This window comes from Endozoicomonas sp. ALD040 (assembly GCF_049275945.1).
In the GTDB taxonomy this organism is placed as follows: domain Bacteria; phylum Pseudomonadota; class Gammaproteobacteria; order Pseudomonadales; family Endozoicomonadaceae; genus Endozoicomonas_A.
The window spans coordinates 1424308-1446921 of record NZ_CP184829.1 but is presented as its reverse complement, the minus strand read 5'-3'; the positions used below and the strand labels follow the sequence as shown (position 1 = coordinate 1446921).

Below are 22614 nucleotides of genomic sequence, written 5' to 3'. Positions count from 1 at the left end.
TTCAGTCAGTATTCAGAGCACTACTTCTTTTGTCTGGCTTCAAAAGCGGCCAGCTGTTCCTCCGATGCGGGCTGCTGATGCTTTTCTTTCCATTGGGAATAGGGCATGCCATAGATACGTTCTCTGGCTTCATTGTCGGACACTTCAACACCCAGATCGTCAGCAGCCGTTTTGTACCACTTGCCCAGGCAGTTCCGACAAAAGTTCGCCAGAATCATCAGGTCAATATTCTGCACCTCTTTATGATCATCGAGGTGCTTCAGCAGGCGGCGAAAAGTAGCTGCGTCGAGTTTGTCCTGAGTTTCCTGATCAATCTGTGTATTCATCACATCTTCCTTATAAGGTTGTCAGGCAGTGTAAGAAATTGTGGGTCAATAAAAAAGCCCCAGAATCTTCGGGGCTTTCTTCCCGATTATTGCTACCAGCTCCGGCACCATCGCACCATCTCTAAGCTGCAAGATTGGCTTGGAATAAACCACCAGAGGTAGCACACTTTTCGTGACTTCACGAAAAGGGTCAGGGCTTTTGACAGGCTTGATGCATATGACTATATTTGTAGCAATTTGTTACAAAAAGTAGGTTTTGAAACATGCCAAGCAGACCCTTACGACTGGATGAAGAGCTGGTGACCGCTGCAACCCTTGTTGGCAAGGTCAAAAAACGCTCGGCGGCAAAACAGGTGGAATATTGGGCCTGCCTTGGCAAGATTGCCAAGGAAAACCCTGATCTGCCCATTAATTTCATTGAAGATATTCTGGAAGCCGAAGAAGAGCGCAAACAGGGACTGGTCTCGGAGTACCGTTTTGGCTAAAGCAGAAACGATACTCCAGACAGCCCGGTTTGCAAGAGCCGTGAAAAAACTCAAGCCCAACCAGAAAGCGGATCTTGATACAGCTATCAGAGCCGTAGCCAATAATCCCGATATTGGCGATAAGAAGAAAGGCGTCCTGAGCCACCTTCAGGTTTATAAATTCAAGATGGCAAAACAATTGACCCTGCTGGCTTATTATTTTGACGACGGCAAGCTGTTACTGGAGCTGATCTCCTTTGGCTCCCATGAAAATTTCTACCGGAACCTTGAGCGGCATGAGCGCCAGTGATGCGGTTAAAAAAATATTGGCTATATGTAGCAAATATTGGCAAGGCCACTTTTTGCCATCCCCATCAACCGAGCAAGGGTCAATAAAAAAGCCCCGAAGAATTCGGGGCTTTTTTTTAGGGGTTATCTGGACTTTTTATTAGCTGAAGGCTTTTTCCGGGCTACCGGCTCTTTGCGGGGTGCTCGGTTATCCCACTGACCACCACGGGCCTTCTGGAATTTTCCCGCAGGCTTTTTGTTGTATGGTCGGCGGTTGTCTTTGCTCTGTTCTTCCGCAGGTACCAGTTGATTGGGGCCATCGCCAATCAGTTCGGAGCGGTTCATCTTTCTCAGGGCGTTACGGAGGACATCCCAGTTTCTGGAGTCGTGATAACGCAGGAAGGCTTTTTGCAGACGACGTTGTTCCAGCTCTTTGGGAATATAAAGTCTGTCACCCTTGTAATTAAGCTTCTTGAGCGGGTTACGACCGGAATAGTACATAGCCGTTGCCAGAGACATAGGCGACGGATAAAAGGTTTGTACCTGGTCGACACGGAATTTGTGACGTTTCAGCCAAAGCGACAGGTTCATCATATCTTCGTCTTCACAACCCGGGTGGGCGGCAATGAAGTAAGGAATAAGATACTGCTTTTTTCCGGCTTCTTTGGAGAACTTGTCGAACATTTTCTTGAAAGCGTCGTAGGTGCCCATGCCGGGTTTCATCATCAGGTCCAGAGTACCTTTCTCGGTATGCTCCGGCGCAATCTTCAGATACCCACCGACGTGGTGCGTGACCAGCTCACGGACGTATTCCGGATCTTCTACTGCCAGGTCATAACGAAGACCCGAAGCAATGGCGATTTTCTTGATGCCGGGAATGGCACGGGCTTTTCTGTACAGCTCTGTCGTTTGCTTGTGTGAGGTTTCCAGATTTTTGCAGATACCCGGGAACACACAGGAAAGACGGCGGCAACTGGCCTGAATCTCTGCACTCTTGCAGTTCAGGTGATACATGTTGGCGGTTGGGCCACCGAGGTCAGAAATCTGACCGGTAAAGCCAGGCACCTTGTCCCTGATCTCTTCCAGTTCCTGCAGGACGGATTCCTGGGAACGACTCTGGATGACCCGACCTTCGTGCTCGGTGATGGAGCAGAAGGTACAACCACCAAAGCAGCCCCGCATGATATTCACGGACGTTTTGATCATGTCGTAGGCCGGAATTTTTGCATCACCATAGGATGGGTGTGGCCTGCGCTGATAAGGCAGGGCAAAGACACCATCAATCTCCGGCGTTTCCAGAGGAATGGGAGGCGGGTTTACCCAGATTTCCCGGTTGCCATGTCTCTGCACCAGCACCCGGGCATTATGGGGGTTGGATTCCTGGTGCAGCACTCGGGAGGCATGGGCGTATAGCGCGGGATCTTTACGCACTTTTTCAAACGACGGCAGACGAATACAGCTTTTGCTGGTATCAAAGTCAGTCTTGCGGTGCAGCGGAAGTGGAACAATGCGGACAGGCTGAATATCCGGCTCCTGTCTTTTTTTGGATTCGCACTCTTCTTCTTGCACATATTCGTATGGGTTGGTGCCATAGGCTTCTTCCAGAGATCCCGGATCTCTTGGCCAGTCGATACGGGTAGAGTCTATTTCGGTCCAGCCTTCTGGTGTGCCAGGCTTAACGACAACCGTACCGCGAATATCATCCATATTTTTGATATTAACGCCCGCAGCCAGTTTGTCCGCCACCTCGGCCATGGCTCGCTCAGCGTTGCCATAGAGGAGGATATCTGCAGTGGAATCCATCAGAACAGAACGGCGCACTTCATTACTCCAGTAATCATACTGGGCAATCCTGCGAAGGCTGGCTTCAATACCGCCAATAACGACGGGCACATCGTTATAGGCTTCTTTACAACGCTGACTGTAAACAATCACCGAGCGATCAGGCCGTTTGCCCGGCTCTGCATCCGGTGTATAAGCATCGTCATTTCGAACTTTCAGGTCGGCGGTGTAGCGGTTGATCATGGAGTCCATGTTGCCACCGGTGACACCGTAAAACAGGTTGGGCTTACCCAGACGCATAAAGTCTGCTGTGTTGCTCCAATCTGGCTGGGCAATAATGCCCACCCTGAAGCCCTGGGATTCCAGGAAACGGCCAATGACTGCCATACCGAAGCTGGGGTGATCTACGTAAGCATCGCCTGAGACAATGATAATGTCGCAGGAATCCCAGCCTAACTCATCCATCTCTGCTCGGGTCATGGGGAGGTAAGGCGCTGTGCCATAGCATTCAGCCCAATACTTTGGGTAGGAAAACAGTTCCTTGGCAGGCAACGGTTGCTGCAGGGAGGAGTGACTCATGAATGTTCTGGTTTTATCTGCTCTTTCTGAAGGGGCACTATTTTTTCAAAAAATGCGTTGCTTTGATAGCACGAATTGCAGCCAGGGGATGAGATGAAACCGAAGTGATGTGGTGATAAACCATCCCTGCCTCGGTATGAACATCATTGATTCATGGCAAAGGCAGGGTGGTCAGGTACTTACACAGAGGTGAAGCGCTTGATCAGGCTCAGTTCACCGTCTGCATCCTTCATGGAAGAGAGCACCTCGTCAGGAACACCGGATATGTCATCGACAAACCTCTTAATATCCTTTGCCTCTGTAAGCTCTTTATCACCGGTTGACGCACTCATGCTGTCTCCGATACTGCTATCCAGTCCCTGAGAGCCCAGAATCTCTTCTGCCAGAGCAGGGTCTCCGCCTTGCAGTGCGTTGATAGCTGCCTCAAGCTTTTTCTTGGCTTCTTCCGATTCAGCCTGTTGCTGGAGAGTCTGGAGCAGAGCCTTTCTTCTCTCAAAGTGATCAAGACCTTCGCTGGCAATCTGAAGGCCTTCAGTGGCATCGCTCACTGGAGAGCCCGATTCATCAAAGGCTTCTTTGCGCTCTTGGGTATCATCCGTTTCTGATGGGTGATTATCGGTTCGTTCAGAGTTGCCGATTTCCACCATGGAAGCTGGCATAATGGGGCTTGCATGTCTGATTAAACTCGCATCGGCCTCCCCGGTCTGCTGCAGCATAAAGTCGATTTCATTTTTAGAAAATATACTTAGATGAGAGTTGTCTTTGCCGGGGTTGACCTCCCGGTCAATCATCAGTGCGGTTTCCCACAGCATGACAGGCGGGAACAGGAAAGACAGGGCTTTCAGGAAAATATTGTCAGGATTGGCTGTAGCTTCGGCACTGGCGCTGTTAGCCTCTTCAATGTGTTCCCGAATACGCTCGATATTACTATCATGCCGCTGTTGAGCATCAAGGGAAGCCATCTCAATCTTGTTTTCAGCGTATTTAACCGAGCTGTCTTCCAGGCTAGCATTGATCTGAGCCAGTATTTCTTCGAGCTTGTCGGCGGTCAGTGTGCCCTCAATATGCTCCATTTGAAGTTGATCTACGGAATCACCAATGTGCTGCATGACCCGAGGAGGGGCTTCCGCCACCCGTGACAGTTTGGCTTCGGTATCCAGAACAGTCTCAGATACCGCCACAGTCATTAACTCTGGTCGGCTACTGGTAATTGAGTTCGGGCTTTCACCAAACATGCCGCCAATCTCGCCTCGCAGTTTGGCTGTGGTTTGTTGGGTTAAATGCTTTTCAAGGTCATCCAGTTGGCCCGCATTCATTGAGTCGGGTTCTGGAATGGAAGGAGCCTCTGAACCACCGGGAGGCAGATCAACCTGACCTTCCCCGGTTCTGACTGATGCCGAGTTCTTGTACTCATAGCCCTGTGAGACCGTGTTAGTCTTCTCAATCTCTTTTAGAGCTTCTGCCTGCGTTGGGACTAAAATAGCTTCATTGCGATTAACTGAATCGACCATCAGGACTGCCCTCCCTTTTCGTCCTCAAAGGTCTGGAGCAGATTCTCGACTCTTTTCAGCTCCAGATGATTAAACTGATGTTTTCTGGCATCTTTCAGGGCGCTTTTATAAATCACTTCAGCAATGCCTCCTTCCTTCAGAGCCAGGTAGCAATCAGCCATATAGACTTTGGCCAGTGGATTACTGATATCCATTCGCGCGGCGTATTCGAGGGTTTTGATGGCCTGACCGTAAGTTTTCAGCATCATCTGACAGGAACCCAGGCAAAGAAAGTTGCGGGCATTCCAGTGGTCATAAAAGCAGAGATATTGGAAGATTTTGGCAGCCTCTTCAAAATGACCATTCTGGTACTGGTTGTAGCCATGGGAATAAATGGACTCAAGGGCCTTCTCACTCATCTGGTTGGCTTCTGCCAGTGTTCCTCCAGTGAGCAGGTATTCGGTGATAGTGGCCAGTTCCTGACTGTGAGGGGCCTGAAAGAGCTGTTTCGACATCGACGGCATCCTTGCTGGTATTTCAAATGACTGTTTCTAAAGGTATAGCATCTGCTTTCAGGAGACTCCTGCCTGTGAAGACGAAAGTTATAAAAAGGCCTAATGAGTGGTTCACGATCCTTTCTTGGACTTATTGCCTGCCTTTTTGGGTTTGGCTTCCTTGGTAAACAACTGGTAATCCTCCTCAAAACCGGATTGAAAGTAATGCTCCATAGAAGCAAACCATTGGTGTTTTTCTCCGGAATAAGTGGGGTATTCCAGATGCAGGTGGGGTTCCGGGTTTGTCCAGAGGTCGAGTTGCTGGGGCCTAACCAGACCTGGCCGAAAGTAGAGCCTGTTGCTCAATGGCAGGTTAGCCTGAACAGGAATGTTCAGAGCATCTGACAGAAAGGTAAAGTCAACGCCAAAGTACCCGGAGTCTTTCAGAAAAGTACCCTGCTTCACTCTTGCCAGCATTGCTTTTACATTCAGCTTCTCAGGCACAGCTTTGCCATCAGGTGTTTTTCCGGTCTCATTGAGCACTTCAAGATAGTCACAGAGCCTTGTCTGGAGTTTCAGGCCCAATTCACCGGGATCGGCATTTTCCTCTTTAACAGCGGTGGCTTGAGGTTCTGTTGGAGCTTTTTCTCTTTGCCCCTGCCGCTTCCCTTTTTTGCCTTTTCTGGATTTTGCAGCGGTCAGATTTTTTTCCTGAACGCTTTCTGAATCGTAGAGTTTCATGGGTGCAATGAGCTTGTGCTCTATGATCGAAAAGCCCAGGGCGACCATCATGTTCTCGGGAATAGGCAGCTTCAGGGGTAGCAAAACCCCATGAGCTTCTTCAATATCAGCAACTGATGGGGTTTCTATCTCCCCTTCGTCGGAGTCCTTTGAAAACTCAGCAGTAGCTACCGGAGGGGTTGCCATGGATGAGGTTGCCGGTTCGGGCAGAGAGCCCTGTGCAGAATCATTACTAATTTCAGGCGCAGGGCCCGGATCATCAGGGTTCAGGGTCTGCTGCTTGTCTTCAATGGAACCAGGGCTGGTTTTTTCATCCGGCGTCGGGGTGTTTGTTTTCGCGATTGAAAGCGTCTGTCGGAATTGAGCCGCCTGTTCACATGTAAGGGTTTTTTCCAGCATTCCCATACTGGTATCGAGCTTTTTGCCGAGTGCTTCCAGATCCTTGATGTGATCGCTTAGCTCGCGATGTCGTTCTGAGTCACTTCTTAACTCGCTGCGCCGCTGTGAGCCAACTTTTTTAGACAGCTTGTAATGCTGAATCATTTGACCCCGTCGGGCATAAATATCTGGAATGTCCTTGCAGCATTGAATGACGGCTTTTCCCTGTGCAACCAGGTACTCCATGTCATTGTGAAGGTCCACCAGTGCATCAACAAACTCTGGCTGATCTTCATTAAGGCTAAAGAAAATCTCCTGTGCTTCTGTGACGGCCTTATTCATGATCAGGGTGTTGATACTGATTTTCTGCATATTAAGCTTGAACTGCCTCAGTGCTTTCCTGAATTTGATGTCTTTCTCCAGCTCAGGCGGACCCTGATTTTCCAGAGCTTCACTGAAGGCATAAACGGGCTCAATCATTTTGTGAACAGACTCCAGTTGACGCCGAAGCCTGGAAGTCACCATGTCTGCATAACTGTAGTGAGCCTGAGCCTTGTCAAAGCCGCTGACCCGGGGATGTTGAATCACTTTCTTGAAGATGTTGTTCAGAACGCCAATAGGCTCTTTTCGGGCAAACGCCTCGGTAGCCTTGCTCAGAGTACTTTCCAGGTCATAGGGCTTTGGCTCAGGGGGCTCCGGCTTCTTCTCTGCGGCTGCGGCCTGTGTGGCCTGCTTTTTCTGCCATTGGGCCTCCTGTCTCTGTTCTTCTTTTTCCCGACGTTTTTTTGCTCTGGCCTCCAGTTTTTCTTTGATCTGCTTTTGTTCCTCTTCTTCTTCTCTAATCAGGTCGGAAGCTATCTGAACGACCCCTGCTTCGCGCTCACGAAGATCCTTTATTACTAATTGGTAGTCGTTGTTGATCCGCTCAAAAAGGTACACCAGCGCAGCCCATAGGTTGTCAGTTAGCATTTTTTTCTTGTTAATGGTTCTGATCAGGGTTACTAACTCAGTTAACGGAGCTAAAGTCCCTTGCAGCCGTGCTTTAAAGTGGGCCAGTGGTTCAGGACGGTCATAAAGATAGGCTAGCGATGTAATTAGGGAATGGCAGAGTGAGAAGACATCCTGTGGGGCAAAGTCAGGATTATTTGCTTCCATCTGTTTCCGGAAGAACTGTAAGAAGCGCTCAGCTTGTTTGGGGTTGTCTGCCAGAATGGCGGCATTGATCAGATGCTTGACTCTCCAGCTACACAGCTTCACTACTTGTGGCTGCTCCGGGTCGAAGTCAGTCAGCCACTGGATGAAGCAGCAGGAATGGGTCGCCAGCATTTGACGAAGTTTATCCTTACCGTCATCAGTGGGCATGTAGTCATCCATGGCCAGATCAGCCAGCATGGCTGCCCCGAAGGCCGCTCTATCGTGGGCATTAAGGCTTTCTTCAAGTTTTGAATATTGTTCAAGCCCCAGCTGACATTGAATGACTTCCTGGTACATTTTCATGCATTCAATGGACTGGGGCAAAAAGTCTTCTATTCTTTGGCGGAAGGTTTCGCTCCCTCGTATGGCATCAAGTTTAGGAATCACTTTGAGAGCTGTGCTAAGGCGTATTCCACAAAGACTGGCATAAAGGAGTATCCGTTTTTTCTCTTGCCAGTACTCCTTGTAGCGTTTGTCAGAATTTCCCAGAATGACGAGGTCTTTCAGGAGATTCTGTTCCTCTTCGCTGACCCGTCGCGATCTGGCAGCTCTTCTGGCGGTGCTTTCCAGTTTTCCATACGCTCTGTAATCCGACTGGAGCACTTGGTACATCCGGTTCACATTAGAAAAATGCGCATCCAGTAATCGTTTCATCTCTACGAACAGGACCTGAGTGGACTCTTTGTAGCCATCGTAAAGTTCACATTTAAGTTCGGGTACCCCTTCATTTAAGCCATTCTCTATTAGAAATGCTGCAATGGCTTTCCGGGACTTTTCGACCTTATAGCCCATTTCGGCCATTTCATCCGGAGTGTATTTCTTCCTGCTGACGCTTCGTTGCGACAACTGCTCGTCCTTGCCAGCTGCAACAGCTGCTCTGGCTACCAGATTTTCGCCGCTGGTGGGAGTGATAGCACGATGATGATGTTCACCTGTGACTTCGCTTTCCTGCTCAGAGCCCATTAAAGATTGAGGAGGGGGAATATTCCCTGTTTGGGGAGAGGGCTCACCCCGGCTTGTTCCGTCCACCGTAACCTGCCATTTTGTTAGTTAGTTTTCTTCAATCAGGAAAGTCTAGCAGATTTGTCAGAATAGGCAGGAAGCTGGCTCACAGGAGCCAGCTTTACGTGAGGGATAGGTCAGATATCCCAGTGCAGACCCAGATTAAAGCCCTTGATGCTTTCATCGTTATAGATGCCCTTGGTGCCATCCATATCGATTTCGTAGAGGCGGTAGCCAGCCTGCAGTTTCAGGCCGACAAACAGGTAAAAACGGGCACCCACTTCCAGATCGTTAAAGTCAGTATCTTCAGAGCGACCTGCGAACAGCTTGCTGTAAAAGCTGATAGTGCTGGCCTGAAACAGCTCCACATCGGCAGTTAACATGGGGATAGTATCGCTGAATGAGGCGTCCCGGTATTTACCGCTGTCAAAGCGACGAACCCCCAGACCCAGGTCCAGGGCAATATTGCCATTATCCAGAATTTCGTAGTAGCCGGAGGCATCGTAACTGTCGAATTTCAGCTTGTCATGATTGAGTTTGCTGTAACCTGCCGCGAGATTGGGGAGCAGTGGGATGGGGTGCTCTATCTGTCCGTAAACAGTGTGAAAGTCACCGTGATCGGCAGTATTCCAATAGTTGTAACCCAGTTTTGCGCCAATAATATCTGCCTGGGCAAGGGTAGAGCTGGCCGCCAGGATGACAGCCGTCAGAATCGATTTTTTCATTTGTCGTTATTGCTTAGATAAAAATAACAAAATTACCGTTTGTGAGCACTGGCTCCCATGCTGACTTTTACCTATAGCCAATGCTCAGTGATATTTCATGTCCCTGAGGGAGAGGATGTGGCGATAAATCCTAACTTCGTCTATATAACTGTGTCTAGAAAAAGATAACTCCAAAAGTTCTAAGGCAGCCGATTCTGAATTATCAATTTTTAGCAGTGGTGAACTCTGATGCGTTTAGTTCGAATGGCTTTATCCAGTCTGACTGGGGCTTTCCTTTCACTGTCTATGGCACATGCGGAAGCAAATAAAGCGTGTTGGCTTTCTACCTATTCCAGCAGCTCGTATAACGTCGATGCCCTCTCTGAAATCATTGAGTCTATTGACGATGTGCCACTTTGTGTGACGAATTCGCCGACACGCTCTGGTATTGAGGTTGGGCATGTGTCTCTTGAGGGGGTAGAAGGCGGCGAGGTTCTGGCCTGCTTGTATATGGATTCCAACGGAAATAGCTCTTACGGTTATGAGTTTCAGTGGCTATTGGCCAATTACACTCAGTTACAGGAAGCAGAAACCTCTAATCCCTATTTGAAGGACCCTGCGGGAATTAGTACTGAACTTTTTCTATCAAAACGTGTTTTTGAGTTTTGTGATCTACCGACAGGTGAGCCCGAGGTTGATGCTAAGGATGGAGAGTATCAGGGAGAATCAACCCCCGGTGGTGGAGACAAACCTACCCAGGAACACGAGCCTGCCACGCAGGGACTCAGGTTCTGTACGGGTAGCGGAACTGAAGAAGTTCGTGGAGAAGAGCGCCGTTACTTCTCTTTTGGTACTAAATCAGCCGATGGCGAGCGCTGTGAGCTGGGTGAGTCTCGTTATTACGAAAATCAGGTTTTCTCAGACCTGGCATCGGAAAATCAGGTATGCAGGTTCCCTGAATATGTTAAAGGCAACATTGATGTCTGCAAGTTTGATATAGGGACTCATAACGGCCATTACTGGATTCGGGACGGTCAGGAAATGAAGCATTCTGCCAGGGATCTGGGTGAGTGTGCCCGTTTCAACTACGAACCAAGGTTCTGCATGGATATGAAGGGTCACTGCATTATTGGCAGAAAAGTCAAACACGATAGTGATCACAACCGCAACTACTGTTATGTCTGCAATGAACAGATAACTCAGGAAGCGAAAAAACTGGACTGGAGCAAGGTCAAGTGTATTACCCCTTGATTTAGGAGGCGGTTTCCAAAGATCCCGGCTCATAACACAAATTGGATGTGTTATGGGCCGTGAGCACTTAAAACACGGGAGTTATCAGAGTCTGCGAACTTTAAACTTCCGGCCCTTAATTCTGCCCTGTTCAAGGCGAGCCAAGGCTTTTCGGGCATTTTCTCTTTTAATGGCCACATAGGCGACAAAATCAAAGATATTGATTTTGCCAACTTGATCTCCCGGAATGCCAGCGTCACCAGTAAGAGCACCCAGAATATCACCAGGGCGCACCTTGTTCTTTTTTCCTCCGTCAATAGCCAGTGTCACCATTGGGGCTTTTGAGGGTGGCTGTGTTGCTGGCTTCAGTGCTCTGTGATCACCAAAAGTCAGTTTCGTCCGCAAGATATCGGCAATAGCATCCAGCTTGTATTGCTCACGGGAGGTGTGCAGGTTTAAGGCCAGCCCCTCCTTGTCGGCACGACCTGTTCGCCCGATTCTGTGGATGTGGACTTCCGGATCCCGACTCAGGTCATAATTGATGACGGCGGCCAGATCATCAATATCCAGACCCCGGGCTGCGACATCAGTAGCAATCAAAATGTCGGCACTCTGGTTTGAAAATCTTACCAGCATCTGGTCTCGTTCTCGCTGTTCCATATCACCATGGAGTACCAGTGGCTTGTAACCCTGATCATAAAGGTATGTTCCAACTTCTTTACAGGTCTGTTTGGTATTACAGAAGATAACAGTAGAAGCGGGCTGATGATGGTTGAGCAGTTTGCGGAGGGTTTCTGATTTATCACTATTCTCAGCTTGATAGAAAAACTGTTGAATGTGCTGGTGAGTATGCACTGACTCAACGGTGACCTCTTCAGGTTCAGACTGGAACTTTTGGCTCAAAGTCCTGATCTGTCTGGGGTAGGTGGCTGAATAAAGCAGCGTCTGCCTGTCTGGCGGGGTGTGATCCAGAATGTTTTCAATGGCATCAATAAATCCCATATCCAGCATACGGTCGGCTTCATCCAATACCACCGTCTTTAGATGCTCGATAGTCAGTGTTCGCTTACGCAAATGATCCTGAATTCTTCCCGGTGTACCGACGACGATATGGGCACCATGGGAGAGTGAGTTGATCTGTGGACCAATAGGTTGCCCACCACACAAGGTAACGACCTTGATGTTCTGGCGGTAGCGAGCCAGTTTTCGAATCTCGTTGGCGACCTGGGTTGCCAGTTCACGAGTCGGGCACAGCACCAGTCCCTGGCAACCAAAAAAGCGTTGATGAATGCCCAGTAGCATAGCAATGGCAAAGGCTGCCGTTTTACCACTGCCGGTTTTGGCTTTGGCAATCAGGTCTCTGCCAGCCATGGCCAGAGGTAAGCTTTTTTGTTGGATAGGGGTCATTTCCCGGTAGCCAATCTGCTCCAGGTTGTGCAGCAGCGCTTCGGGCAGCGGCAAGTCGGAAAAAGGTTGTGTACTCAAGGTTTACTCTCTACCGTGAAAAGTCTGCATCATTCAAATCTGTGCGGCAATGCAGTTTGGGCCCGGATTATAACAGAGCTGAGGAAAAAGCGCGGACGTGGGCTTAGAGATAGATAGGTGCCAGAATAAAAATCTGTATCAGCGGCTTAAACTGGTTGATGATCCAGTCAAACAAGGCACCTATCTCTCTCCTGTCTATGAGGAAGTGCTGTCCTGACAGGCTCAGCATAACATCGCCCGATGCTTCAGGCTGAAAGTTAATCACAGTGACCTGTTGGTCCGGGGTTATCAATTGAGCGATAAAGGGGGTTTGTGCTTCGGTCAGAGCCTCGACATTCTGCAAAGCATCACCTTCAGCTGGATTTTGCTGGAAGCCATAATCTGGCATTGATAGCGCAAGTTTGGCCTGATCCTGAGTCTTTTTAAGTTCCCGTATAGCGCCGGTATGTTCGATAGGAGGATATTCTTGTGAAGAAACCCCCAGTCGTTGGATATATTCGATGATGGCGACTGTTAGAGATTGAGTCAGTATAGCCCCGGCAGTAGCGCCTTCTGATGACGGGGCGGGATCGTCTGGGACAGCCTCGTGAGTAAAAACAGCCAGTTCTGTCACCCCTTCATGGTACACAAAAGCACTTAGAAGGAGGGGCAGGTTTTCGATACAAATGGGCGAACTCTGCAGACCCAGCTCTGTAATAATCAGAGCCTGCTGGTTTTCTACAGGGTGAATATGGATAACCGTGATCATCCCATCTTTTTGGGTCATCCGGATAATAAGGTATTTACTTGAAAGCAAAAGCGACTTGAGATTCAACAGGGATTGAGCTGCAAATTCGATATTAAAATGCGACAACAGTGGGAGCAGGACAGGCAGTTCCACCTTGTCTCTCAGCAGCAACATGGCTTCCCCGGGTGGAAGGGCTGAAGCATGAGTGCCTGATATTCCATAACCTCTCTTTTCAAGTCGTTCAATAAGGTTGTAAGCAATAGATGAACCTTCTGAATCCTGCACAGAAGTCCGCACGGTTTGAAACTCTTCATGACCTCCTTGTTCGGCGGGTTCAATAATATTGTGAGCAACAGATGGAGTGGTTGTCGTTATCATTTCAGCAGGCAATGATTCGACGGCCAGATTTTCGCGGGGGTCATCGTGAGTGGGTAAGCTGGTCTTGTGCTCTGCCGTCCCTTCAAAGCTGTATTTGGCAGTGGCTGGCAGCGATAAACCGGAACGTGAACTCACCATGGCAGAAGAAGAAATATAGCCGCCTGTTGCCTGCCCCGGATCGAGTAACAAACGGGCCCTTTCCATCAGGTCCGCCAGTGAAGAGGTATGATCTCTAACGTTGTAATAGGGGCTTTGTTCAGCTTCTGTCGAAACCGTTTCAGCAGCATAGCCATAGGTTAGCTGAAACTCCATATCATCTTCCAACTTATTGATTTCATCTGACATGCACTGAAGACAGAAGTGCCCCCCGCTGCCGTCCGGTTCCATAGCCATGCTGTGTTTCGAACACACAGGCATGTCACAGGAGGGCCTGTCAGCTGCTTTTGCCTGATACGTTGATGCCGCTAAACACAGCATCAGTACAAAGCTCATAAAGAAAGCAATTCTGACTGAAAAGAGTTTGACAGAAAATAAGGAGTCCATTGCCGTAGTCATTCATAATTTTATTTTGATAATCCGACAAAGCGTAGAATAAAAATTGTCATATTGCTCAGGTAAAAATTGGTCAGAATGACCGTTTGCACACTATGGAAGAGGGCGGTATCTGGATTTTTGGAGGTAGACGGGTGAATAAATCAGGGAATTGACCGACTTATAAACAGAATACTTCCAAGGAACAGACCATGAGCAAACAACCCTCCTCAACAGAGCTGGAAGCGGGGGCTAACCCTTACATCTGGCTGACTGGGCTGATCTCAGGGGGGGCATTGTTTGTGATGACCCTGGTGCTGCCTGCACCTGAGAATATGCCTGTTGCTGCCTGGCAGTGTGCTGGTCTGGCACTGATGATGGCGGTCTTCTGGTCCATGGAAATACTCCCTATTTCAGTGACCGCACTGTTACCTCTTCTGCTGGCTCCGTTAGTTGGCCTGTTATCTCTGGATAAGGTTGCTTCGGCTTATGCACACCCTGTCATCTATCTGTTTATGGGAGGCTTCATGCTGGGTCTGGCTATGGAGCGCTGGAACCTGCATCGGCGGATTGCGCTTTTGACCATGCTGGCTTCTGGCACCGGTGAACGCCGGCAGGTCATAGGGTTCATGCTTACCACCGCCTTTATCAGTATGTGGGTGTCCAATACTGCAACGGCCATAATGATGTTACCCATTGGTATGTCAGTGATCGCAATGATGAAAGAAGAACGGGGTTCTCACGGACACTTTCCTGCGGCTCTGCTTCTGGCTATTGCCTATGGCGCCTCCATCGGCGGCTTTGGCACTTTGATCGGAACACCACCCAATGCCCTGTTGGCAGCTTTTCTCAGCGAACAATACGGCATTGAAATTGGCTTTGCTCAATGGATGCTGGTAGGTATGCCTGCGACGCTGTTAATGCTGCTGGTCACGGGCTGGTGGCTCAGTTCCGGGGGCTATGAGCTTCGTCCGGGAGAAAATGAATCTGTACGCCTGTCTTTAAAAGAGCAATTAGCTGAAATGGGTTCCTTAAGCAGGGCTGAAAAATGGGTGGCAGTAATTTTTACTACGACCGCATTATGCTGGGTTTTCCGACCCTGGCTGTCCGGCTTTTTACCAGACATAAAGCTCACTGACACTGCCATAGCCCTTACTGGTGGGCTGCTGATGTTTATCATTCCCGTCCGCTGGGGTGAAAAGCTCGACTTTCTTCTTAACTGGAAAGATATTCGCAGGTTGCCTTGGGATGTTTTGCTGCTGTTTGGAGGCGGTCTGAGTCTGGCGGCAATTATCCGTAAAACAGGGCTGGCAGAATGGATTGCCAGCAACTTCCAGGTATTGGATGGACTGCCTACCATTGCCGCCATAGCCCTGGTGGTTTCTGTGATTATCTTCCTGACTGAAATTACCAGTAATACAGCGACTACGGCTGCCTTCCTGCCGCCTCTGGGTGCGCTGGCTGTCTCCCTTGGCCTGGACCCGGAAGTTCTGGCTATTCCGGCAGCCATAGCCGCCAGTTGTGCCTTCATGTTGCCCGTTGCCACTCCCCCCAATGCAATCGTGTTTGGTTCGGGGCTGTTATCGATTCGTCAGATGATTCGAAGTGGCCTGATTCTGAATCTGGCGGGTATCGTGATTATTACTGTTTTGTGCGCTCTGCTGGTGGACAGGGTCTTCTAGCCAGAAAATCTGAAGTTTTAGACTTCAGACGCAAAAAGGTAAGCGGTAAATGCTGCCCAGCTCAGAGCCAGTAAAAGCCAGGGCAGCCAATGCTGTCTATAGCGGGTCAATTCCTTAGTGATGGTTTCAGTTTCTGCGGCAGGGTTCTCTACCTGCCTTTTAACTTTTTTCAGGTGTTTGTCGAGTTCTCTGGCTTTGGCTTTTTGCTGCTTTTTATAGTGCTCAATGCCTTTCTGGATGCCCTGGGCGATCAGCCTGGTCTGCTCTTTGCTCTGGCCGGGTCGCCGGGTGGCCCTGGCTACAGACATAGCCTCTTCACGGGTTTTGGATGAATCGGTTTTCTTCCGGGGGCTGGCCATATCGTATAACAATCTCGGGGAAGGGAGAGACGGATAATAGAGCAAGACCCCGACGAAATCAGCTCAGATTTCTATCTTTTGTGTGATGCGCGTTGGATCACATAGAGTTTCATATCAAAGCGGCACTGCAGAGCACCCAGGCTGGCCAGCTTTTCTTTCTGGGAAGGTTTGACATGCCAGTAATGCGGGGTCATTGCCAGTAAGTCCATGATATCTTCTGCTGAGTTCAGCTGCATAATGCCCTGAACCGCTTTTGTTTCTGTCAGGTTAAAACTTTCAGGAAGTTGATCAAGCAGTTTATCCACAGGGTAAGGTCTGACCGTTTCGTAGATAACCTGACGAAGTTCCAGCAAGTGCCTCTCTCCGGGAGACATCACCAAAACATGCCCGTCAGGCTTTAACAGTCGCACAAATTCGTTCCAGTCGCATCGTGAAAATACACTTACAATGACGTCAACTTCATGGTCTTTAACGGGAATGTCATTAACACTGGCAACCAGCCACTGGACAGTTTTGCTTCTTTTGCAGCAGGCCATTATGGCAGGCCTGGAGATGTCAATGCCGACTACTGCGGCTCCCGGAAACGCCTGTTGCAGCCTTTCTGTGTAATAGCCTTCACCGCAACCGGCATCAAGAATAGACCGATTACTTTCTGAAAATTTCTCAAGGCTGTCCAGAGTTTTGGCAAGTGAATCAGCCACCGGCTGATAGTAGCCTTTGTCCAGAAAACGGGTTCGGGCCTGAACCATTGTTTTGTCATCGCCGGGGTTTTTGCTGCGTTTTTTATGCCCCGGAAGAAGATTGAAATACCCTTGTCTGGCTCGATCAAACTGGTGATTCCGGATGCAGCCCAGACCCGCACCGGAGGTATGGAATGACTGTGCCAGAGATTCGTGGCAGACGGGGCAGCGCAGAGTCAGGGTCATGATTACCAGTAAAGGTTTTTTTGATAATGCAAATGCAGCGCATCCGGACCTTTAAGCCACTTCCACGATTTGCTGGGAACTGGATTTAGCTCAGAGCTGCTCGAGCCGGGAAGTTTACTGTAATTACTGCTTTTTGCCATGAAAAAAATGTCCGCAGCGCCGAACATTAAATCAGCTATGACTTCTAATGGCCTAATTCAGGGCGCTTATTTCAACAGCGGATGATTTTCTGGCAGTTGGCGAGATATCCACAGCGCCAGTTTGCGCTTCATGCTTTGTTCTGACTCTTCCCCTTTCACCAGAGGTTGTATCAACTTGTCATGAACCAGCAGGCGGTATAGATATTCAATTTTTTGCTTGGCGGAATCTGTCGGTTCAAACTGAGCTACTTTGCGTTTTTGGGCATAAATGGCTCCGACTCTCAGAGCTTCTTTGACCAGTTCGCTTTCATTTTTGAGTTTTTTCATTGGCTTCCAGGTTTTGTTCTCTAAGCAGCCTGTCGGACTTAAGCGTCCGTAGCGAGGATTGCAAGAAATTGAGGATAAAAATCTCTGTTTCTGAGGAGAATAGCGAGCTATTTGACGAAGAAACAGGGATTTTTAGACCAATTTATTGCAACCGCAGTAGGACAGTCTTAAGTCCGACAGGCTGCTAAGGTTCACGGTAAAGGGTACATCATAATAGCTCAAGCGATCTCATGCTCCCGAGTAGTTTGCACTGAGGATCTGCCTGAGGTCAGCAATTCCAGAGTTAATTTGAGTACTATTGGCTAAATCCGGCACCAGACCCTGTTGTTTTTTCTTACCATGGAATAGCCACTCAATGGACTGCAAAGAATGTTTTGGGTTTTTAGAGGGTGTTACCGATAAAAACACCCTGTCAGACCCTTAAATTCCACTTCTTAAAAAGAAAATTCAGACACCAGAGTGGCCCGACCAGCAGAAACTGAATGTCTTCAAAGAAAGAGGGTTTTTTGCCCTCTATCTTGTGGCCGATAAACTGGAAGATCCAGGACACCGCAAAAACAGTAATGCTCAGGGTCAGTAAATACTCACCAAGGCTGGCGGCGATGCAACTCATAACTGCGTATAAGGCAATGATGGCCAGAGATAAAGGCAGAGACAGCATAAAGTAGAAAATCAGGGTCATGGCCATGACCACAATGACCGCAGCAGGGCTGAAAGACCAGACAATGCCAATAATACTGAACATGATTGCCGGAACGCAGATCCAGTGAATCTGTTTGTTGGTGGGGTCCTGGTGACTTTCACCATAGGCTTCGAGCCATTCAGTCAGGGGTCGTATTTGCATAGGGGGCCTCATTCTAATGAAACCTGCTAAAGCAGCGTTTTTGTTATTCTTGTCTTTATTCTGCGTAATGCCTGCTACTGAACCCAGTGGCAGGCATGTCAATGATACCTCGCACCATGGAGTTGTTCACAATGATTTTAAAATGCGTCAGTGTTTTTCAGAGTTAGCCAGTTATCAGGAGCACTGCTTGCCTTACTGACAAGGAGTGTTTCCTGCTGATTCTGATTCATGGCTGCGATCAACGGTTGTGTGGTCTTTTTAAATCGCTTCAATGCATCACCTTGCAAAGGTTCACCGGTTGGCAGTCTCGCGGTCATAGGATCCACTGCCTTGCCATCGATAAACAGTTCGTAATGCAAGTGGGGACCAGTGGACAAACCGGTATTTCCGGTTTTACCAATCAAATCGCCTTTGCGAACCTTTTGCCCTTCTTTCACATGCAGTTTGCTCAGATGAAGGTACCGGGTGACATAGCGACTGCCGTTTCGCATTTCGATAAAGTGACCGGCTGCCGGGTGATTGGTTTTTGCTTTGACGATGACGCCGTCAGCTGGAGCATAAATGGCAGTTCCTACGGGCACAGCCCAATCTGTTCCATTGTGCGGGCGAATCTGGCCGGTGATGGGATGCTTCCTGGCTGGATTAAAACCGGAACTGACCCGGCCCTTTTTACCCAGAGGGTACCGGGAGAAAGAGCTGCCGAGTATTTTTCCTTCCGGTGTATAGTACTTCCCATCGCTGTAGCGAACCGCCGTGTGGATTTCGTCCTTCTGATAGAGTCGGGCAGCCAGAATGACACCGCCAGCTCCCTTCTTGTTTTTCAGGGAATTGTCAGTCAATAGTTTAAAGCGATCACCAGCCTTCAGATCTTTACTGAAATCAATCTTATATCGGAAAATGGCCGCAAACTTATGAATGAATGAGCTTGAAACACCCGCTTTTCGCGCACTCCGGTAAAGGCTCCCCTGAATTTCGCCGGTAAAAGTTTTGAACAGTTCAAAAGCAGCGGGTTCATGCCTGTCAGTGGAATGAGCAAAAGCAATCTTTGAGAAAGACACTGAAAGTATCAGAGCGGCAGGCAAACTGCGTCTGACTTTGATGGTGAATGATTTGCTGGTCGAGCGATGAGGCCTGTCAAACAGTCTGGTGCAGGCTTTATAAAATGAATTGGCAGGCATTCATCAGGACCCCCTGTGGAAAACTGCAGGCAGTATCACAGCCCTCGAAAAAGTGGACTATGGAGGCTTCTCCTTAATAGGTCTGTGATCAGGATAAGCGATAACACTGGCTATCGGGATTTTTACCAGGCCGACATCGGACAGGAAAATAAAAAGGGAACAAACGAAGTGATCGAATGTGGACTTTCGTACAATCGGTTGTTCTTTCCGAGGTTTCTACTTAGAACAAAATCCATCTATCAGTATTTTTATATATCAGTAAGCAATAATTCTGCTTTTCTAACATTTGCACGTCTGTATCATGTGGCCGCTTTAATGGGTGAACGCATTCATCAATAGGCGTTTTCGCCCGTTACCCTGTTGTTCTGGCTCCCGCTATGGGCATGAATCCCTTGTTTACTTTTTTCCTGTAAAAACTCAACTCCGCCAGCCCTCAGAAAGGAGGCTGGCTCTCAAATCTCATGGTTTCTGCCGTGGCAGGGTGTTTGAATGTCAGAAGGCTGGCGTGCAGGCGCAAACGGTCAGACGCTGCTCTGGCTTCATCATGAGCGTAAAACTCACAGCCCAGAATAGGGTGTCCCAGCTCAGCCAGGTGAACCCTGAGTTGGTGAGACCGGCCTGTCACGGGCTCCAGCCAGACCCTGCCGTGTTTACCATCACCGGCCATGGAGTAATACCGGGTCAGGGCCTTTTTTCCCTGCTCATGATCCACCTTTTGTCTGGGTCGGTTAGGCCAGTCGCAAATCAATGGCAGGGATATCTCTCCGGAGTCTTGTTCCGGCGTTCCCCAGACTTCTGCAATGTACCCTTTCTCCACTTCCCGATCCTGGAACTGTCGGCTCAGTTCTCTGTGGCTGGCTGCATTCAGGCCGAACACCATGAGCCCGGATGTGGACATATCCAGCCTGTGGACCACCCGGGTTTCCGGCTCAATGGCAAGCAGGCGCGCATGAGCGCTGTCGTTATCGTTGGGTGGACGACCGGGAACGCTTAACAATCCCGCAGGTTTAACAACAACCACCAGTTCGGAGTCACGGTACAGCTCAGTCAAAGGTTCCTGACAGTGAGGCGCAATAAAGGTCATGCAAAAAGGTCAATAATGAATGTGCGGGCATTATGCAGGGATTGAGGGGGGGATGAAAAGTAAGACTTCTAATCACTGCTGCTGTCACCACCGGTAAAGCCTACGCTCGTAGTATCCAGCTTAAGGACTCTGCCCGACAAAGTGAAAGCTGACATTGAGTTTTCATAGCTCATCTTTTCTTAGTATTATATCTCTTTCACTTGAGCAAATGCTTGAATCTGTCGAGGGCCAAATTTTTTTGTTTTCTTTTAAATTGGAGTCTCTAAAAAATAATCTCTGATTGTGAAGGTAGTAATCAAAATCTTCCCAGCAAATGACTAATTTCCCAGTAGCAATTTTTTTTAACCGTATGTAAGCGGTCATTCTTCCAGGCATTTTTCTTAATTCTTCCAGATTGGTTTCTTTTGTTAAAAAAACACCATTCAAGTCGGGATTTTCAGGGGGAGAAGCTGAAATCCATAAGGCGCTATGACTTAAGATTCCCTCATCTGTTGTTACATTCATAGTGTAGGTCCCATAACTACCATCTCTCATTACATGGCCGATCTCGGTACGTTCATCTTCTTCAGTTCTGTAGAGTATGAACAGTTTTTCAGAAGCGAAGGTGTTTAGTCCATGAAATTCCAGATTGATATGGTCAAGGCTGGCACTCTCACCATTCCATGAGCCCAATAACTCAAAATAATTAATGGTTGGTCTGGCGTAAGAAACCGATGTCAAAAAGATCAATATAGAAAGAAGCTTGATTCTTATCATAAATAAACCTCATTACTTCGAATGCAATTCATTGTAAAAAAGAATTTGCATAATTCCAGAAAACATAACAAAAAAAATCCAGCGGACTGCCAATGGTTATGCACAGGATCAATAATGAATGTGCGAGCATTATGCAGCCCCCCGCTACAACATAGTTGTCGTTTCATGTCACGATACGGCAGTACCGACAATGAACTCAATCACTGGCGACTTTCTTAACGAAGCGAGCGACAAAACGTTCTATAAATTCCGGCACTTTTCTGAAAATAAGGGCACAGATCAGCAGGTTGAGTACACCAAGTGTCAGGAAAAACTGTTCAATGGACAGCTCCAGGAACCCCAGGAATACCATGCCAGACAAGGCACTGACCACCATATAGAGTGCATTCTGAACATTCAGGGCAGCAATCGTCTGTGCACGACGGTTCGCAGGTGTTCTCTGCTGAACCATGGCATACAGAGGAACGATAAACAGGCCGCTGAAAAAACCAATCATGCCCAGATCCAGCAAAACTCTCAGATTCTCACTGTTTTCCATAAAGGCATCAATGGTCAGTAAGTTTGTCGTTGTGGCAGGAGTGACAGCGAAATACAAATCAATTCCGAACAGGCTCAGACCCAGGGCACCAATGGGTACAATACCCGGCTCAATATGACCTTTGGAAAGTCGTCCACAGAACAGCGAACCGGCAGCGACGCCAATGATGAATATCGCCAGCATGACACTGACGACTTGTGGACTGCCTTTCAGGGTCTCGCTGGCCAGGTTGGGAAGCTGTGTCAAATAAGCAGCCCCCAGAGCCCAGAACCAGGAAATGGCAATAATGGATTTGTGAACGCTGTCGTTTGATCGGGTTTTCCGGATTATAGTCAGGGTCTGCTGAAAGAGGTTCCAGTTGATTTTCAGGTCGGGATCAGCCGCTGCAGCCCCGGGTATAAATAGAGACGCCAAATAACCCAGAACGGCAAACAGAACGACAGAAACGGCCACCCAGGCAGTAGCATCAGTCTGTTCAATCAAAATACCTGCACCCAGCGTACCCGACAGTATGGCAACAAAAGTACCCATTTCTACCAGAGCATTGCCGCCAATCAGTTCATTTTCATTCAGGTGCTGGGGAATAATGGCGTATTTAACCGGCCCGAAAAAAGCGCTTTGAACCCCCATCAGGAACAGCAGAACCAACAGGATCAGGTAGTTCTGGGTAATGATAAAGCCGGAAGCGACCACCATGGTGACAATTTCCAGCAGTTTGACCCGGCGGATAATCATCGACTTTTCATATTTGTCACAGATCTGCCCGGCAGCACTGGAAAAAAGAAAGAAAGGAAGAATAAACAGGCCAGCAGCCAGGTTGATGTATAGATCTGAGTTAAGTGGCAGGTTTTCTGCTGCAGCGAATGCCGCCATCAGTAACAGGCAGTTTTTATAGAGGTTGTCGTTAAAAGCACCCAGAAACTGGGTCAGGAAAAAAGGTAGAAAGCGTCTTTTATCCAGCAGTGCCAGCTGACTCTGTTGCCTCAT

General features: G+C 48.6%; 20 protein-coding genes. 4 read left to right on the top strand and 16 right to left on the bottom strand.

Translation table 11 applies throughout. The features are described 5' to 3' along the window. Positions 1-20: 20 nt before the first annotated feature. Positions 21-326 (bottom strand): DUF1244 domain-containing protein, encoded by a 306-nt coding sequence (locus ACOJUN_RS04340; protein WP_422135447.1) that lies wholly within the window; start codon positions 324-326, stop codon positions 21-23. A 263-nt stretch (positions 327-589) separates the two neighbouring features. Here ACOJUN_RS04340 and ACOJUN_RS04335 point away from each other — a divergent pair, with 263 nt between their 5' ends. After that, positions 590-811: a TA system antitoxin ParD family protein gene (locus ACOJUN_RS04335; RefSeq protein ID WP_422135446.1), complete on the top strand. Its 222-nt coding sequence runs from the start codon at positions 590-592 to the stop codon at positions 809-811. After that, entirely contained in the window at positions 804-1100 is a 297-nt protein-coding gene (locus ACOJUN_RS04330) for a type II toxin-antitoxin system RelE/ParE family toxin (protein WP_422135445.1), read from the top strand. The genes ACOJUN_RS04335 and ACOJUN_RS04330 overlap by 8 nt, the downstream gene beginning before the upstream one ends. Before the next feature lie 122 nt (positions 1101-1222). Here the strand turns inward: ACOJUN_RS04330 and ACOJUN_RS04325 are convergent, their stop codons facing one another. The 5 genes from ACOJUN_RS04325 to ACOJUN_RS04305 all read right to left on the bottom strand — a co-directional run bounded on the left by ACOJUN_RS04325 (position 1223) and on the right by ACOJUN_RS04305 (position 9463). Next, entirely contained in the window at positions 1223-3439 is a 2217-nt protein-coding gene (locus ACOJUN_RS04325; RefSeq protein ID WP_422135444.1) for a YgiQ family radical SAM protein, read from the bottom strand. Positions 3440-3618: 179 nt separating this feature from the next. Beyond that, on the bottom strand, positions 3619-4950 hold the full coding sequence (locus tag ACOJUN_RS04320) for a hypothetical protein (RefSeq protein ID WP_422135443.1): 1332 nt from the start codon (positions 4948-4950) through the stop codon (positions 3619-3621). Then, complete coding sequence (locus tag ACOJUN_RS04315; RefSeq protein ID WP_422135442.1) at positions 4950-5444, bottom strand: SycD/LcrH family type III secretion system chaperone; 495 nt, start codon at positions 5442-5444, stop codon at positions 4950-4952. The genes ACOJUN_RS04320 and ACOJUN_RS04315 overlap by 1 nt, the downstream gene beginning before the upstream one ends. A gap of 111 nt (positions 5445-5555) precedes the next feature. Beyond that, on the bottom strand, positions 5556-8765 hold the full coding sequence (locus tag ACOJUN_RS04310; protein ID WP_422135441.1) for a hypothetical protein: 3210 nt from the start codon (positions 8763-8765) through the stop codon (positions 5556-5558). Positions 8766-8875: 110 nt separating this feature from the next. Then, positions 8876-9463: a hypothetical protein gene (locus ACOJUN_RS04305; protein WP_422135440.1), complete on the bottom strand. Its 588-nt coding sequence runs from the start codon at positions 9461-9463 to the stop codon at positions 8876-8878. A gap of 228 nt (positions 9464-9691) precedes the next feature. On the opposite strand from ACOJUN_RS04305, the gene ACOJUN_RS04300 reads away from it, so the two are divergent. Then, on the top strand, positions 9692-10693 hold the full coding sequence (locus ACOJUN_RS04300; RefSeq protein WP_422135439.1) for a hypothetical protein: 1002 nt from the start codon (positions 9692-9694) through the stop codon (positions 10691-10693). An 84-nt stretch (positions 10694-10777) separates the two neighbouring features. Here the strand turns inward: ACOJUN_RS04300 and dbpA are convergent, their stop codons facing one another. Beyond that, positions 10778-12157 (bottom strand): ATP-dependent RNA helicase DbpA, encoded by a 1380-nt coding sequence (dbpA, locus tag ACOJUN_RS04295; protein WP_422135438.1) that lies wholly within the window; start codon positions 12155-12157, stop codon positions 10778-10780. Positions 12158-12260: 103 nt separating this feature from the next. Next, positions 12261-13574 (bottom strand): hypothetical protein, encoded by a 1314-nt coding sequence (locus ACOJUN_RS04290; protein ID WP_422135437.1) that lies wholly within the window; start codon positions 13572-13574, stop codon positions 12261-12263. 431 nt (positions 13575-14005) lie between these two features. On the opposite strand from ACOJUN_RS04290, the gene ACOJUN_RS04285 reads away from it, so the two are divergent. Then, on the top strand, positions 14006-15475 hold the full coding sequence (locus tag ACOJUN_RS04285) for an SLC13 family permease (RefSeq protein ID WP_422135436.1): 1470 nt from the start codon (positions 14006-14008) through the stop codon (positions 15473-15475). Positions 15476-15492: 17 nt separating this feature from the next. Here the strand turns inward: ACOJUN_RS04285 and ACOJUN_RS04280 are convergent, their stop codons facing one another. The 8 genes from ACOJUN_RS04280 to ACOJUN_RS04245 all read right to left on the bottom strand — a co-directional run bounded on the left by ACOJUN_RS04280 (position 15493) and on the right by ACOJUN_RS04245 (position 22614). Then, entirely contained in the window at positions 15493-15834 is a 342-nt protein-coding gene (locus ACOJUN_RS04280; protein WP_422135435.1) for a DUF2956 domain-containing protein, read from the bottom strand. A gap of 71 nt (positions 15835-15905) precedes the next feature. Then, positions 15906-16760: a methyltransferase domain-containing protein gene (locus ACOJUN_RS04275; RefSeq protein ID WP_422135434.1), complete on the bottom strand. Its 855-nt coding sequence runs from the start codon at positions 16758-16760 to the stop codon at positions 15906-15908. Between the two features lie 206 nt (positions 16761-16966). Continuing rightward, on the bottom strand, positions 16967-17227 hold the full coding sequence (locus ACOJUN_RS04270) for a DUF5062 family protein (protein ID WP_422135433.1): 261 nt from the start codon (positions 17225-17227) through the stop codon (positions 16967-16969). Positions 17228-17639: 412 nt separating this feature from the next. Continuing rightward, on the bottom strand, positions 17640-18071 hold the full coding sequence (locus ACOJUN_RS04265) for a DUF962 domain-containing protein (protein ID WP_422135432.1): 432 nt from the start codon (positions 18069-18071) through the stop codon (positions 17640-17642). 137 nt (positions 18072-18208) lie between these two features. Continuing rightward, complete coding sequence (locus tag ACOJUN_RS04260) at positions 18209-19249, bottom strand: peptidoglycan DD-metalloendopeptidase family protein (protein WP_422135431.1); 1041 nt, start codon at positions 19247-19249, stop codon at positions 18209-18211. A gap of 433 nt (positions 19250-19682) precedes the next feature. Beyond that, on the bottom strand, positions 19683-20333 hold the full coding sequence (locus ACOJUN_RS04255) for a pseudouridine synthase (protein WP_422135430.1): 651 nt from the start codon (positions 20331-20333) through the stop codon (positions 19683-19685). A 162-nt stretch (positions 20334-20495) separates the two neighbouring features. Continuing rightward, complete coding sequence (locus ACOJUN_RS04250; RefSeq protein WP_422135429.1) at positions 20496-21089, bottom strand: hypothetical protein; 594 nt, start codon at positions 21087-21089, stop codon at positions 20496-20498. A 196-nt stretch (positions 21090-21285) separates the two neighbouring features. Then, positions 21286-22614 (bottom strand): MFS transporter, encoded by a 1329-nt coding sequence (locus tag ACOJUN_RS04245; protein WP_422135428.1) that lies wholly within the window; start codon positions 22612-22614, stop codon positions 21286-21288.

Coding starts and splice junctions, on each gene's coding strand:
- ACOJUN_RS04340 (WP_422135447.1), bottom strand. CDS start 326: ATGAATACACAGATTGATCAGGAAACTCAGGACAAACTCGACGCAGCT.
- ACOJUN_RS04335 (WP_422135446.1), top strand. CDS start 590: ATGCCAAGCAGACCCTTACGACTGGATGAAGAGCTGGTGACCGCTGCA.
- ACOJUN_RS04325 (WP_422135444.1), bottom strand. CDS start 3,439: ATGAGTCACTCCTCCCTGCAGCAACCGTTGCCTGCCAAGGAACTGTTT.
- ACOJUN_RS04320 (WP_422135443.1), bottom strand. CDS start 4,950: ATGGTCGATTCAGTTAATCGCAATGAAGCTATTTTAGTCCCAACGCAG.
- ACOJUN_RS04315 (WP_422135442.1), bottom strand. CDS start 5,444: ATGTCGAAACAGCTCTTTCAGGCCCCTCACAGTCAGGAACTGGCCACT.
- ACOJUN_RS04305 (WP_422135440.1), bottom strand. CDS start 9,463: ATGAAAAAATCGATTCTGACGGCTGTCATCCTGGCGGCCAGCTCTACC.
- ACOJUN_RS04300 (WP_422135439.1), top strand. CDS start 9,692: ATGCGTTTAGTTCGAATGGCTTTATCCAGTCTGACTGGGGCTTTCCTT.
- ACOJUN_RS04290 (WP_422135437.1), bottom strand. CDS start 13,574: ATGGAGTTTCAGCTAACCTATGGCTATGCTGCTGAAACGGTTTCGACA.
- ACOJUN_RS04285 (WP_422135436.1), top strand. CDS start 14,006: ATGAGCAAACAACCCTCCTCAACAGAGCTGGAAGCGGGGGCTAACCCT.
- ACOJUN_RS04280 (WP_422135435.1), bottom strand. CDS start 15,834: ATGGCCAGCCCCCGGAAGAAAACCGATTCATCCAAAACCCGTGAAGAG.
- ACOJUN_RS04275 (WP_422135434.1), bottom strand. CDS start 16,760: ATGACCCTGACTCTGCGCTGCCCCGTCTGCCACGAATCTCTGGCACAG.
- ACOJUN_RS04270 (WP_422135433.1), bottom strand. CDS start 17,227: ATGAAAAAACTCAAAAATGAAAGCGAACTGGTCAAAGAAGCTCTGAGA.
- ACOJUN_RS04265 (WP_422135432.1), bottom strand. CDS start 18,071: ATGCAAATACGACCCCTGACTGAATGGCTCGAAGCCTATGGTGAAAGT.
- ACOJUN_RS04260 (WP_422135431.1), bottom strand. CDS start 19,249: ATGCCTGCCAATTCATTTTATAAAGCCTGCACCAGACTGTTTGACAGG.
- ACOJUN_RS04255 (WP_422135430.1), bottom strand. CDS start 20,333: ATGACCTTTATTGCGCCTCACTGTCAGGAACCTTTGACTGAGCTGTAC.
- ACOJUN_RS04250 (WP_422135429.1), bottom strand. CDS start 21,089: ATGATAAGAATCAAGCTTCTTTCTATATTGATCTTTTTGACATCGGTT.
- ACOJUN_RS04245 (WP_422135428.1), bottom strand. CDS start 22,614: ATGAGGCAACAGAGTCAGCTGGCACTGCTGGATAAAAGACGCTTTCTA.